This is a genomic window from Enterobacter sp. E1 (assembly GCF_016809815.1).
GTDB classification, from domain to species: Bacteria; Pseudomonadota; Gammaproteobacteria; order Enterobacterales; family Enterobacteriaceae; genus Enterobacter; species Enterobacter adelaidei.
In genome coordinates this window covers 475,081-489,905 of record NZ_JAFBJM010000001.1, presented here as the reverse complement: position 1 = coordinate 489,905, position 14,825 = coordinate 475,081, and the positions used below count along the sequence as shown (strand labels likewise).

Sequence of the window (14,825 nt, the reverse complement as noted above, 5' to 3'; positions counted from 1 at the left end):
TAAACCTGGTCCTTTACAGTGTTTGTATTACCATCACATCCGGCTAATAGCCCCAGGCATGAAAGCAACAGTGGCACGGTCTGCACCGTTTTTTTTATGACATTGTTCATAGCAACCTTATGTTGACGAGATGCGGCAAAACGCGACTACCGCAGAGGCAAAGGGGGCAATGTCCCCTGTTGTGCGCTGACGCTAACAACAGGCGAAACAAAAGTCAGATCGTTTTCACAGATCAATTTTTTAAAATCGATCTGTTTCGCCGATCAATCAATGAATTGAAATTTAATATTTATTTAGTGAATTAATTGCGTGGGAAATTAATCCTGGTGAATAAAAGAATATGTGACTGGACATACCTGGTGGAGTTCAGACGTGGTGCGGCTTCGTGAAGTTATTCTCTGCCGCTGATCATTATTTGTTACTCTTCACCTTATTGATCTGTTTTTAAACAGGAATAAGCTTGGCGAAAAAAGAAACCCAGCACAGGATGTGACTTATTTTGGATTTGTCAGCCGGTTCATCTCATTCGTTCTCTTCTGCCTCCGCCGACAGTGCCAGCGTTTATATCGACACCCTGTTGCAGGATACTTATCTGTTCGTGATGGATATTCACCATCAGCCTGCGCTGGTACGTGATGAGGCGCTGTATAACCGCGCAATGACGCTGGTGGAGACCGTGCAGGAAACGCTGAAAGCCGCAAAGGAATCTGACGGCTTTATTCACCATGTGATTTATGCACAGTGTGCCATGCTGGATGACGCGGTGCTGAACTCGGCTTCTTCTTACGATAACCATGTCTGGTTGCATGGCCCTATGCAGTCGGTGTTCGTGCATCAGCTGCGGGCCGGGGAAGTGATGCCCGAGCGGACGCGTGCACTATTGCGTGAAGCCGTGCCGGACCCGCGTCTGCTGGTGCTTTATCAGCGTCTGTACGGCATGGGTTACAGCCAGCGGTGGATGGATAAATATCCGGACCATGCCCGGCGTGAGAAGACCGCTGAGCTCGCAGAGTCCCTGAATGCACTGGTGCCAGCCGGTGACCGGCCTTTGTCTGCACCGCTGGTGGTGGAGCGTCGTCCGACGGTACGCGGCAGGTTACTTCACTCCCGCATGGCCCATATCACGCTGGCATTGCTGGTCACCGCCGGGCTGATAGTGGGCCTGCAGTCTTCATTACAGCATTTACTTCAGTCAGCCCTGCCGGGCTGAGCATCATTCATCCCGGCAAGGAGCGCATCGGGTGCCGGGTCAGCATAAGGAAGCCATGATGACCACCATACCACCCGTTCTGGATGCGTTAAGCCTCAACCGCTACCACCTTAAAATTAAAGGCTGCACCGCCCCGCTCGACGTGGAGTCGTTTGAGGGGCGCGAAGGGTTAAGTACCCGCTATCGCTATGACGTGGTGCTGACCAGCGCCGACCAGGACATTGACCCGGCGATGATGCTGATGAAGAACGTTACCTTCATTATGCAGACCCTGCCGCAGGCTGCTTATCGCCACACCATTGCCCCGGAGGTCCAGCGTACCCTGTACGGGGTAGTCACCCGTTTCTCGCGTCTGTCCGTTTCCCGTGATGAAGCCACCTACAGCCTGACCTTTGAGCCACGCCTTTCCCTGCTCGATAACAGTCGTCGCAGCGCCATTTACCAGAACCTGTCCGTCCCGGAAGTGGTGGGAAAAATTCTGCGCGAAAACCACAACTGGCCGGGCTGGCTGTTTGAGTTTCGTCTGAGCAATACGTACCCGTCACGGGAAATCATCACTCAGTTTATGCTGTCGGACGCGGAGTTCATTGCCCGCCTGCTGAGTGAAGTGGGTATCTGGTTTAACTTTACCCAGGACAGCGAAACCGGACACGAAGTGGTGCTGTTCGGGGATTCAGGCCGGGGATGGCAGTACGATGTGAGTGTGCCTGCGGTTAATCCCGCCGGAATGCACGATAACCGCGCGGAATCCGTCTGGAATTTACAGGCACACCACCAGGTGACGGAGCGTTCGGTCAGCACGCACGATTACAACTACCGTACCGCTGATGCCATCATGAATGCGGATGCGGACCTGACCCACGATGATGACAAAACCACCTACGGCAATGACTACCACTATACCGATGGCTTCCTGAACGAAGGGGAGCAGTACACCCGCCCGGACAGCAACAACACCGAAAGCGGGTATTTCTACGCCCGGCTGCGGCACGAACGCCAGCTGAACCGCCAGCACGGCTTAAGCCTTGAGAGTAACTCCACACTCATTGCGCCCGGTCAGGTACTGAAAGCCGAAGGCGACACCACCCGTGCTTTTGCGAACGGGATGCTGGTCACGTCCATCGAATCGTCAGCCAGCCGCCAGTCGCACTATCGGCTTAAAGCGGAAGGTATCGCGTACCGGGATGCGGTCAGTTTCCGGCCACCGGAACAGCCCCGCGCCCGTATCACCGTCCCGCTGACTGCCAGAATCACCAGCTCACAGGCCAGTGATATCTACAGCCATATCGATAAGCAGGGCCGCTACCGGGTCCGTTTTGATTTTGATAAGGACAGCTGGCCGCAGGGCGGGGAAAGTCCGTGGCTCAGACGTGCCCGCGATTACGCCGGGGACAACTTCGGGTTGCACCTGCCGCTGATACAGGGGACGGAAGTTGCCATTCTCTTTGACGGCGGGCACCCGGATAAACCGTTTATCGCCTGGTCGCTGCACGATTCCCTGCATCCTGACCATGTGACCATTGCCAACTACAAACGCAATATCCTGCTGACTCCCGCCGCTAACGAACTGCGTCTTCAGGATGAGCGCGGTAAGGAAAATATCCACCTCTCGACACCCTTTTCAGGCAAGAGCCAGCTCAATCTCGGCTACAACGTCGCGGATGACGACGCCAGGCAGCTGCGTGGTGAAGGGGCTGAACTGCGTACCGACGGGCACGGCGTGTTCCGTGCTGCAAAAGGTATTTTCATCACCGCCGACGGCCAGCCGCAGGCGCAGGGTGACATGCTTGCCATGCAGGCCGCCGTCAGCGAGCTGGAAGCGGCGATACAGGAAGCCAGCAGCCTGCGGGCCGCTGCCGAAATGGCAAAGGCCGAACTCGCCGACGTGCAGAAACAAACCGACCTGCTCAACAGCACCCTGAAAAACCTGCAACAGCAGGCGCTGCTGCTTTCAGCCCCTTCCGGTATTGCCCAGGTAACACCTGCGAGTATCCAGCTGGCCGCAGGCCAGAACCTTATCGCCACCACCGGGCAGGATGCGGATATCAGTGTCGGTAAAAAACTGCGTATTGCCGTCACCGAAACGCTCAGTCTGTTTGCGAAACAGCTGGGTATCAAACTGTTTGCCGCCGCAGGCAAAGTTGAAATCCAGGCACAAAGCGACGCGCTGGATATGTTCGCGCTGAAAGACATGCAGATAAGCAGCCAGAACGGCAAAGTCACCGTGTCGGCACAAACCGAACTGCTGCTCGAATGCGGCGGGGCGTGGATACAGCTCAAAGGCGGGAGTATCACGCTCGGTGGCTCCGGCAACGTGACGGTGAAAGCCGGAACGCTGGAAAAACTCGGGGCAGCATCGATGCAGGGCAGTATCAGCCTGCCGGAGAAATGCGCGTCGGAAAGCACCCCGTCGGCCGGACAAAGTGGCGGCGAGTCGCTGTAAGGAGAACAAACGATGACGGATAACACACTGACTATCAACTTTGACTACAGCCCACAGGCACAACAGATGCAGGCAGAGAAAATGCTGGCGCTGATTGAGCAGGAGATGCGTGGCTCAACAGAGACCCTGTACCTGTTTATTGACCCGGTGCCGCTGGTGCTGCAGACCGATACCACGTTCTTTGACCGGCTGGTTGCCCGCAGACCGGTGCCCGTCAGCCTGCCGCACAAGGCCATTTCTGCATCCGATTATCCGTGGCTGGTGGCGCTGAACCTCAGCAATGACGATGACCGGAAATTGCTGGTACTGAGCATCACCGTGGCACTGGATGAAATCCACCCCGACAAACTGTGCCGGGGAAAAGGCCGTTCGGTCTGTGGCTGGCTCACCAGCCTGCACTCCATTGAGGATGTGGCGAAACAGGTCGGGCACACCGCCATTCAGCAACAGCCTTCACACCAGATGATGCGAATGCGCTATTACGACCCGGCGGTAAACAGCATTCTGTGGCCGGTACTGGAAGAGTTTCGCCAGCAGCGGGTGATGGGCATTCTCTCCCGCTGGATACTCATGGATGGAGACGGCCAGCCGGTGGTGCGCCGTTACCGCGCTGACAGTGCGCTGCATCTCACCTTTTTGTTAGGGCTCTCCCAGGAACAGACAGATTTTATTCTGCACGATGCCGGGATTATCAACCGTGCCCTGCGCCGTTACCGCCTGCTGGCGATGGACATGCCGCGTTACCCGGAGTTAACCGCTGCCCGTCTTGTCAGTGAGGCGCTTGGCCGCGTGCGGTCTCATCCAGCCTTTCACGATGATGACGAGAAAGAAGACCTGGCTTTCCACATTCTGTCCGACCATCCGCGCATTGACCGGCATCCGAAGATTGATTACCTGCTGGACCCTTACTCCTTTCCGGCTGCGGATGTGCCGTGGCGGGAGCGCATCCGGGATATCAGCCGACAGACCTGGGCGCAGTACGGACGTGAATGCACTGCGCAGGAACAACACCCCCCCACGGAGAACGCATAATGGCTGAACCGATTTGTACCATTTGCCAGAAAAGCGGCCCGGTGCTGATGCCGCTGCGTTACGCCATCGTCCCGGACACGATGACTGAGACATTGCCCGCCTGGGCGACACCGCAGACGCCCTTTCCGGCGCTCAGTGGTTATCACTACGCGCTGCGTACCGTGCGTCAGGGCTTTATCTATGTGTTCTATAACACGGGCGCGTTACCGGAAAATGCCCTGTATGACTGGGAATGCTGGAGCGTGGCGGAAAATGGCGACCTCTACTATCAGGGCACCACGGGTCTGGGCGCTCAGCCGGTGTTTAACCCACTGCCCTGCGGTCGCCCGGTACATAAGGCCACCAACCTGGAGCATATGGCGCTCAGTGAAAAGGCGCTGAAATACGAAACCTGGGTGGCCTTCTCCCATGCACCGTGGGAGGCTGAAGCGCTGGACCTCTACACCCGTGATGCAAACGCCCGCGCGAAGCGGATGCAGAACATTACGCCCGCCGAGTGGTGCTCGCACATCGTGGCACAGGAGTACGGGCTGGTGCAGGCGAACGAAGCTGCACTGAATGCAGTGCTGGACTATCAGTACACCTCCCCACAACGGCTACGCGATGAAGAGCGCCCCACATATCGGGTCAGTTCGTTTATTGACAACCAGTACGGTTTTTATCAGGAGAGCGTGACCCCACACACCACCTTCCACGCCTGGAGTCGACAGCGGGCTGACCGCGCCAGCAACTCCCTGCAGGCGATGAAATCCCGCTGTACGGCGAGTTCCGGCAAGCCGATTTCACCGCTGATACTGGCACTGCAGGACCCGGTGGGCATTGCGCATGAACTGGCTCACTGGACTGATGGACTGGCGCTGGCGCATCAGTGCTATCTGGATGAACTGAGCGTGGAGTTTTCGACCTGGCGCAATATAAACGGGGTGAAAAACCAGGTCGAACAGATGACCACGGCGCAGCAGGCGGAATATGCAAAACTGCATGGGGAACAGGATTTACAGCTGTTGTATCGCACGATGGGCGGGACGTACAGCCGCGAGCAGATAAAGCAGTTTTATGAAGAGGGCAATGCGTGGGCGAACAGTCAGGGCGTCGCGTACGACTGGAGTACCTACACCGCAAAACTGACACCCGGGAAACTGGAACAGTTTGCCGATGCCTACGACAAATTGTGCAAAGAGCTGGATAAGCAGACCCGTGCGCTGATGGGGTTGCGTATTGACTGGCTGCAGGACAATCGTTTTATCATCTGTATTCAGGACCACAACAGCAGCCGGGTGGAAGATAACCTCTATTATCGGGAGGTTGTGGGCTACGCGGTGGCGTCACTGAACGTGGCCCCTGCGGGGCGTCAGCTGATTCAACAGTGGATAAACGCGTACAGCAGCAGTGACAAAACCAACCTGTTCTGGCGCAGCCAGTTCTTTAACGATCCGGCACTGATGCAGGAGATGTCGCCCGTACTGGATGAGATGAAGAAGCAGGCGGCGAGAAAAGATAATCCCGTGAGGGAATCGGATAAACCGGCGATCCTCACCACAGTAAACAGCTTTATGTCGGCGTTTGGTAAGTTTGGTGAATCCTGCGATCGGGCGCTGGAGGCGCTGGATATGCAGTCCAAAAGCGGTAATCAGTCGCTGGTGCGTCGAATTCTGGCGTGGGCTGACCGTCGGCTTACCACGTTTACCAGCGAAGTGTTCAATAAAACCGTGATGGGCAGGAATCTCGATACCGCCAATGAACTGCTCTACAAATGGTTGTTTGCACTTGATGCTGGAGTGGAGGAGAAACAGATCCAGGCGCTGATAACCAGCCAGATGGATACCGGGTTGCAGGGGGCGACGAAGTTCAGACGGGACATAATGGCGAAATATATGAACGAGCCAAATGTCAACCTGAACAAACTTATCAGCAATGAGTATTCAGATAATTTTCAAACGATGCTCCGTTCTCCGGAAGGGCAACGGCATATTGCGGTATCACGTATCAAGCTGCTGGGCGTGTTCCTGAATATGTGGGAGCTCAGCAATCAGCTTGAAGAATTTAAAAACGATGCAAAGAGCTACAGCAATATTCTCTCTGCCGGATTGTTTACCGCCAGTGCCGGGATACAGGTCGCGTTGCCCGCTTACGGGATGATGTCAGCCGTCAGCCAATCCGGGGTTCCCAGCTTCATCGGCAATATGCCGCCGCAGGGGGCTAAGTTATCAAAATGGAAATTGCGGGCTAACAGTTGTGGGAGCTTTGCTGCTGCGCTGATGGTGATCGCCGACTTAGGTGACCTGCTGGAAAGTTTTGATAAGCAGGGTGAGGCTCGCCTGAAAGCGGTGTGGCTGTCCGGGGCTAAGGTGTTGTCAGATAGCGCATTTGCGATCCAGAGCAGTGAAGGCTTACTTGAATTACTAGGAAAACGGGGGGCTATTGGTGTTTTAAAAAGCATTATTGCAAACAATGCAAGTTCATTATTAGCCCAAACAGCTGCTGACTTAACCCTGGATGTGATAGGCATATTGGCGAGTTGGGAAGTCATGGTTCTGGTGGCTATTGCCCCCACTATTGTTGCCATCTTCACTGATAACGATCTCCAGGACTGGTGTGAAAAATGCGTATTTGGTAGTGATTCGACCGTCGGCAATACACGCGAGTTGACAGATGACGGTCGGGCGCAGGCCTGGCAGGAGCAGGAAGACAGCCTGGTCAGAGCTCTACATGAGACATTCGGACTGCCACTGACTGAAAAACTGGTACAGGAAGATGCGGCAGAAGCGCGTGAAAAAGCGCAGCGTATCCAGACCCTTCAACAGTCGATGCTTTAAGGAACAGTGGCATGAGTGATTTGAATAACGAAGAAGCGTTGCTTCGATTCAGACGGGTCTCCCTGGAAGAGATCCTGGAAGATGCGCAACTGCGGTTCAGACAGTTGCCGGAAGAAACAAAACAGCAGTGGCGGGATAATATTTTCGACGAAACGAATGGTTATAAGGATCTGAAAGTCCTGAGATCTTATATGGAGGGCAGTTCTTTTCGCCTGCAGAATAACTTGAAATCTCACCAGGAGTATTTGGCTTCGCATGGGGAGGATGAGTTCAACGGGAGGGGGATCGCTCTTCAGAACAGCTATATTGATGATGAGAGTCTTGAAATGGTTTTCCTGGCGGATGAGATTGAGAAATTTCCGCCATTGCCAGTCCTGCCACCCCCTGAGCCGCTGATAAAAATCAGCGGTGTTATAGAAGAGGTCGAGTTTATCAAGGCCAGAGCCTGGTTTGATGCGCAGGCGTATATGACAACTGGCGATTTGCAGGCATTTAAAGCGCGGCTGGACGGTAAAGGCATGGTGGGAGCCATGCTCACGCAGTCATTTTCTGGTAGCGCTGTAAGTAGTTCTGGGTCGTCGGATAAAGTGAATTGCCTTTACACCAAGGGAAAAATCAACGGCAAAACGTTTTCAGGCTGGTTTGGTATGACAGATATCCGGCCGGGAGATCGCGTTGAGATGGCAGCCATGCCATTCGGTGATGGCTATCTGGTATATGCCATTATCAACCTTGCAAGAGGGACAATCTCAATAACTCCTGAGTGCTTCAAAGGGAAATCATCTAATGCTTTTCATATTGTGGCATCGTTTATTTTTGCAATTCTATTGATCCCATTTTTGTATCCATTCTTTTCTACAAATTCATTTTTCAGCACCCTATGTATCTATGTTGTTACATCGTTGCTTTTGTCCATTGGTGTATATAAGCGGGCCATGAAGAGAAAAGGTGAGCAATTTAAGCTTTATGGTCGGATTGCAGATGTTTTAGGTTTTCCTGGCGGGGAGCGGTTTAACCTGTTGTCTCATGCCGGGAAGATAACCCAAAAGAAAAAAGATGCGGGAGATATTCGACCAAGGACAGAGGGGGAAATCCCTATGCCACAGAGTGGAAGTGATGGATATATATATGAATATTTTTATTACTACTGAGGTTAACAGCTATCAGTATTATTTTTTTAGTGAGTTTTGTTGAATAAGGAATTTTTATGTCAAAGGGGAATATTCGTCTCGGCGATAAACTGACCAGCGGTGGTGAAGTGATTAATGTATCTTCCACCTCCATTATTGAGGGTAAAAAGATCGCCCTGATTGGCGATCTGGTCAGTTGCCCGCTTCAGGGCCACGGCATCAACCGTATTGTCAGTTCAGAGCCCGGCTGGAAATCTGACGGCAAAGACGCTGCCTTTGATGGCGCATTATGCCAGTGTGGCTGTCGGGTGATTGCCAGTACCAGCACGTCGATAATGGGGTAGGTTGATGCACTGGACGATACCGGAACCTTATACGGTCCCATTCGTAAAACCATTACGCTGGAGTGGCTGGTGGCGGGGCTTTTCGCTGTGTGTCATGACGCTACTGCTGGTGGGATGTGGCGGCTATTTCTGGCTTAAAGACCCGCGTCTGCTGTTGTACACTTTTGGCTGCGTGGTGCTGTTAATTCTGGTGTTTGCCGGTATTGCTGGCTGGAATATGTACCGCTATGGGGTGGAAGCTGAACATGCGGAAGACATCAGCAATCTTAACCGCCTGACGACGCTGAAATGGCAGGACTGGGCGCAGCGGTCAGTGGCGGTGCTGGGGTTTCATGCCTTTTTTCCGTCGGCGGTATTGTCCCCGCTTAACAGCGATGGTCCGGTGAACGGAGATAAGCCGCTGCTGTTGCCGTCCTTTACCGGGTTTAACGCGCTGTTCCATGACCTGTTACTGCCGCTGCTGCCGGAGTTACAGCAACTCGTTGCGGCAGGCGTTCCGGTTGAAGTCTCACTGCCTGAAGGGTGCGATAAGGATGAGTGGCAACAGTTTTCCGGGGCCTGGCAGACATTGGGATTACCGGTGTCATTATTGTTGCCTTCGCTCACTGTGCTGAATTCTTACGCCAGACAGATAAACCGCTGGCTTGCATCCCCCTCTGTGGCAGCGCAACTGGTGATAATTCACCACCGCGATGCGCAGCAGGCTACTACCGAAGGGGCTGTTATCTGGTTGCTGGCACCGAAGGTTGGGCAGGTGTCGGGACTTCCTGTGCACTGTTCTCTCCATCGCCCAATGCATACCTCGCCCCCCGCTGAACCGGCAGCGTTTCGTCGTTTTCTCGGTTACCAGCCTTTAACGACAGGCATGAATGGTCTGTGGACCGATGCCGTCACCCGTGAACAGGCCGATGTATTGTTGATAGCGCACAGTCAGCGTCCGCAACCCGATGACAGTGACACCGGTATGGATGAAAAAAACTCTGCCACCCCTGCGCCGTTACCGGAGCAGCATTATCTTCCCCACTGGCTGGGTAAATCCGGCCCGTATCATGACTGGTTTACCGTGACTCTGATGATGCAGATGGCCCTCGCAAAACCCGGCGTGCAGTGCGCCATGATTCATGATGGTGATGCTGTGCTGTTAAGCAGCGTCAGCACCGGAGCATTCAGTAATGATTAACCGTTTTTTTAACGTTTCCCGTATTACCGGCGTCACGCTGGTGATGCTCCTGGTGGCGCTGGTCAGTGCTGGTTTGTTGTGGTGGCTGGGGCCGCACTGGCAGCTGACACGCCAGCAGCAGGGGCTTTACTGGCTGGCCCTGAATGCGCTGGTTTGCGGTGCGCTGGGCGTATGGCGTTACCGTAAGCAGAGTGAGCCGGACGATGTGGGTGAACAAACGGACACTGAGTCTGTTTCAGACCCGCAGAATAATGAGACGCGGGACACCCTGACCGAAATCCGCGATTACCTGAAACATCGCTACGGGCTTAACTGGCGCAACAAAGTGCGGTTTGTGGTGATTGCCGGACATCACCGCACGGCGAATCTGGCGGTACCGGGTATTGCGGATGCCGGATGGCTGGAAGCCAACAACGTGGTGGCCGTGTGGGGCGGGAGCCTGCTCTCAGGAGCTGACAGTGCCCGTATCGCGGTACTGCGTAAACTCAAACGCTGCGCGGTCAGCGCGGTGGTACTGGTCTATGACGGCGAACTGCGCCAGGCGATGCAGGGCGACCTTATTGTTCGCCAGTTGAACGAACGCTATAAAAAGCTCGGCTGGCGGGCACCGCTGTACCTGTGGGAAATCCAGAAAAGCGACTGGCCGCAGGACGGACGTGAAACGCAGCCGGTGGGCTGCCTGCTGGCACCCCATACCACGCCGCCGGAGCTGGTGGATACGCTGAAATCCCTGCCGGACACGCTGATGGCGCCGGGCGTACAGCAGGGGCTGATGGACCACGCTCATGACTTTCTGCTGCGTCTGGGCTGGCAGCTGCGCAACGGGATGGCGGAGCGCTTTCACGCACTGGGCGTATCGCTGCTCACATGCCCCTATGCCGTACCGCTGCGCGGGGTGATGTTCAGCCCGCCGGTGTATCCGAAGGAGGGGACCGACAAACAGCGCTGGCTGCCGGATAACAGCTGGACTGCCATTCTGGACGATTTGCCGGGGCTGAAAATCCAGCGTGCCGGGATGGCGTGGGAGCGCATGCTGTATCAGGCGGGGCTGATGGTGCTGGGACTGACCTGTGCAGGTGTGCTGTTCTCGTGGAGCGCTAACCGGCATGAGATTACGGATGCGCAGCAGCTGGCGGCCACCGCCCGTGATACGCACCGGAACACCGGCGACCGCCTGATTGCTCTGGACGCCTTGCAGAGGGACATGGAGCGCCTGCAGTACCGCAGTGAACACGGAGTGCCCTGGTATAACCGTTTTGGTCAGAGCCAGAACGATGACCTGCTGGCCCGTCTGTGGCCGGAGTATGCCCGCAGCGCGTTACCGCTGTTACGCGATGCCACGGCCGCCAGACTGCGTGACACGCTGACCGCCTGGAATGCCTTACCCGCTGACAGTGATAAACGGACAAAGCTCAGCCGCAATGCCTATGACTGGCTGAAAGCCTGGCTGATGTTAAACCGCCCTGAAAAGATGGACGCGGCTTTCTTCACCTCCACGGTGATGACCCTCTGGCCGCGCCGCGAGGGCGTGGCACCGGGTGTGTGGCAGTATGAGGGGCCGCAGCAACTGGCTTTCCTGGCACAAAACCTGTCGTCCCATCCGGACTGGAAAACCCCCGCCGACCCGCAGCTGGTCTCCGGCACACGCAGCGCCTTACTGCGTCTGATTGGTCAGCGTAACGCCGAATCGGCGCTCTACCAGAAGATGCTGCAACAGGTCTCCCGTAACTACGCCGATATGCGCCTCAGCGATATGACCGGCGATACCGATGCCTCGCGCCTGTTTACCACCGATGAGGTGGTGCCGGGCATGTTCACCCGTGAAGCCTGGGATAACGCGGTGCAGCCTGCCATTGAGAAGGTGGTGAAGGAGCGCCGCGATGAAATCGACTGGGTACTGACCGACAGCAAACACCAGGTAGCCTCTGATATCTCACCGGAGGCCCTTAAAGCCCGTCTGACGGAACGCTACTTTACCGACTACGCCGGGGCGTGGCTCGATTTCCTCAACAGCCTGCACTGGCAGAATGCCGCCACACTCTCGGATGCGATTGACCAGCTGACAATGCTGGCCGATGTGCGCCAGTCGCCGCTGGTGGCACTGATGAACACCCTGAACATTCAGGGTCGCGCCGGGCAGTCACAGGAAGCCCTGTCTGATTCGCTGGTGAAATCGGCGCAGAATATCCTGCACAGCGACAACGCGAAGGCCATCGACCAGCAGGCGGGACCGCATGGGCCGCTCGATGCGACCTTTGGCCCGGCACTGGCATTACTGAGTAACCAGACCGGCGGCAGCGACAGCCTGAGTCTGCAGACCTTCCTCACCCGCGTGACCCGTGTGCGGCTCAAACTCCAGCAGGTGACGAATACCGCAGACCCGCAGGCGATGATGCAGGCGCTGGCGCAGACCGTATTCCAGGGGAAATCGGTGGATGTGACCGACACCCGCGATTACGGCAGCCTGGTAGCGGCCAGCCTCGGCCAGGAGTGGAGCGGTTTTGGTCAGGCGCTGTTCGTGCAGCCGATGGAGCAGGCCTGGCAACAGGTGCTGGCCCCGACCGCAGAGAGCATTAACAGCCAGTGGCAGCAGAGTATCGTGAATGACTGGCAGCATGATTTTAATGACCGCTGGCCGCTCTCGCCTGACAAACAGAGTGAAGCCTCGTTGCCGCTGTTGTCGCAATACCTGCGCAATGACACCGGGCGCATCACGCAGTTTGTGAAAATCAGCCTCGGCGGTGTGCTGCATAAGGAAGGTCGTCGCTGGGTACCGGATGCCATCAGCAGCCAGGGCCTGCACTTTAACCCGGAGTTTCTGGATGCGCTGAATGCGCTCAGCGAGCTGGCCGATGTGGTGTTCACCGGCGGTGATGCCAGCGTGCATTTTCAGCTGATGGGTAAACCGGCCCGCGATGTGATGCAGACCACGCTGTTCCTCGACCAGCAGAAGCTCGATTACCACAACCAGGTGGAGAGCTGGCAGCCGTATGTGTGGCCGGACAGTCAGTGGAAGCCGCGCACCACCCTGACCTGGACCAGCGTGAACACCGGCGAGCGTATTTTCGCCGATTATCCCGGAAGCTGGGGCTTTATCCGTCTGCTGGATAAGGCGCAGGTGAAGGCGACGGACAACAGTACGTATGTGCTGCGCTGGAAAACGGCTGACGGCGACACGCTGAACATGATGCTGCGTACAGAGGCTGGGGTTGGCCCGCTTGCGCTGCTGAGGCTTAAAGGATTCAGGCTGCCGCAGCAGGTGTTTGTAGCAACGGGAGAGGGAAACGTTGATGTATCAGCAACAGCAACCACTAGGAATAGCGTGCGGGACATGGAGGATTAATGAAAAGATATAACAGGATTGCTTTCATCAAATGTGGCTGGGCTGAATATTATCAGGGTGATCGCGTCCGGGGTCGTCATGGATACATCCAGGATCGCGAGGCTCATGAAAAGTACAATTTTGTGCAGAATACTGAACTGGATACTGAGCAGTATCAGATTTACGTTCCCCCAATCGCTGGCGGGAAAAAAGCACCGATGGCAAGTCTGGCCGAACGGGATAAATCTGAGGGATGGCTGCTGGTTTTTGTTGCAGCAGAAGAGGGGAATAAACGGCTGAAAATAGTTGGCTGGTACGACAACGCCTCTTTCCTAGGGGAGTATCGTCTTCGTACGGTATTCCCGGTTGAAGGTGAACAGGAGACTCCGACAGATAAAGGACTGGCATTCAGTTATTGCATTACCGCACCGAAAGCCGTCTGGGTTCCGCCCGATGAGAGAACCGATGATGCCATCATTCCCGGCAGACATCTTGGAAGTACATCCGTGGCTTATATCAACGGTAACGGACGAAGTGTAAAGCGGGACGTGTGGCGAAGAGCGCTCCGTGATAAAGCTATCGCTTTCATCGAAGCATTTGAGGAAAAGCACACAGGCGGGCGCAATGAGTAGTTCACAGTTGGTTTCAGCCATTGAAACAATCGGGGCTGTGACGTCTGTTCTCAGCGATCTTGCCACAGCAGCAGGAGCGGTAGGTGGTTTGATACTGGCATGGCGTTGGCTGCGCCGCAGGGATTTGGAAAGGGCACATGATGCCGCTAATCGCTTCTATGATGAATTGCACCTTCTTTTACCAAATCTGGTGAATTTTCAATTGAGTGTGGCGCAATGCATGGCTCTGATGGTTGCTGTTGAAAATGATGACACCTTTTCACGTCAGAAGAGCGAGGTGGAAAGGCAGTGTCTGGACCTGACAAAAAAAATAAACCAGTTAAAACTTCAGTTTTTTGCCCGCTATGCACTGGTGATCCGTCGTGGGGTAAAAATCAAACCTGAAATACACGCTGTGCTTGAGTCCGCATTGATCACATTGTGTGATGAAGCGGGTCTCGGCCTGCAAAAACTGTCCGCCAGATTAATCTCGCTGACTGAACATGCTGATTATATCCAAGAAATCGGCGTGTTCAGGTTGTCGTTTACGAGAATTCAAAAATTTTCCGATGAAGTGAATACAGCGTTCAGTCACGTCATGGAGATTGATTATCGTGATTATTTCACTTTCCCGGCGATGGCATTTTGAATGGGTTGAGTTGTGGGGGGGAATAATGTTGTTCAATGGATTCAGTGCTCTTAGATGAGTATTGTTATATTGATTGTTTTTTAATTAA

General features: G+C 55.0%; 10 protein-coding genes. All 10 read left to right on the top strand.

All coding sequences use genetic code 11. From position 1 onward, the window contains the following. Positions 1-499 precede the first annotated feature (499 nt). The 10 genes from JGF26_RS02490 to JGF26_RS02445 are packed head-to-tail and all read left to right on the top strand — an operon-like array spanning position 500 to position 14,737. Positions 500-1,210 carry a DotU family type IV/VI secretion system protein gene (locus JGF26_RS02490; protein WP_134707435.1) on the top strand — a complete coding sequence of 237 codons (711 nt, stop codon included), beginning with the start codon at positions 500-502 and terminating at the stop codon, positions 1,208-1,210. A gap of 55 nt (positions 1,211-1,265) precedes the next feature. Then, a complete protein-coding gene (gene vgrG, locus JGF26_RS02485) occupies positions 1,266-3,653 on the top strand; it encodes a type VI secretion system tip protein VgrG (protein WP_238934091.1) in 2,388 nt (795 codons plus the stop codon). Positions 3,654-3,665: 12 nt separating this feature from the next. After that, on the top strand, positions 3,666-4,685 hold the full coding sequence (locus tag JGF26_RS02480; RefSeq protein ID WP_134707437.1) for a DUF4123 domain-containing protein: 1,020 nt from the start codon (positions 3,666-3,668) through the stop codon (positions 4,683-4,685). Then, a complete protein-coding gene (locus JGF26_RS02475; RefSeq protein WP_134707438.1) occupies positions 4,685-7,501 on the top strand; it encodes a T6SS effector BTH_I2691 family protein in 2,817 nt (938 codons plus the stop codon). The genes JGF26_RS02480 and JGF26_RS02475 overlap by 1 nt, the downstream gene beginning before the upstream one ends. An 11-nt stretch (positions 7,502-7,512) precedes the next feature. Next, a complete protein-coding gene (locus tag JGF26_RS02470) occupies positions 7,513-8,652 on the top strand; it encodes a putative type VI secretion system effector (protein WP_134707439.1) in 1,140 nt (379 codons plus the stop codon). Between the two features lie 56 nt (positions 8,653-8,708). Then, complete coding sequence (locus tag JGF26_RS02465; RefSeq protein WP_134707440.1) at positions 8,709-8,975, top strand: PAAR domain-containing protein; 267 nt, start codon at positions 8,709-8,711, stop codon at positions 8,973-8,975. 4 nt (positions 8,976-8,979) lie between these two features. Further along, complete coding sequence (locus JGF26_RS02460; RefSeq protein ID WP_134707441.1) at positions 8,980-10,155, top strand: hypothetical protein; 1,176 nt, start codon at positions 8,980-8,982, stop codon at positions 10,153-10,155. Beyond that, a complete protein-coding gene (locus tag JGF26_RS02455) occupies positions 10,148-13,498 on the top strand; it encodes an ImcF-related family protein (protein ID WP_203250355.1) in 3,351 nt (1,116 codons plus the stop codon). The genes JGF26_RS02460 and JGF26_RS02455 overlap by 8 nt, the downstream gene beginning before the upstream one ends. Then, positions 13,498-14,109, top strand: coding sequence for a hypothetical protein (locus tag JGF26_RS02450; RefSeq protein ID WP_134707442.1), 612 nt, complete (start codon positions 13,498-13,500; stop codon positions 14,107-14,109). The genes JGF26_RS02455 and JGF26_RS02450 overlap by 1 nt, the downstream gene beginning before the upstream one ends. Further along, a complete protein-coding gene (locus tag JGF26_RS02445) occupies positions 14,102-14,737 on the top strand; it encodes a hypothetical protein (RefSeq protein ID WP_134707443.1) in 636 nt (211 codons plus the stop codon). The genes JGF26_RS02450 and JGF26_RS02445 overlap by 8 nt, the downstream gene beginning before the upstream one ends. The last annotated feature ends 88 nt before the right edge of the window (positions 14,738-14,825 follow it).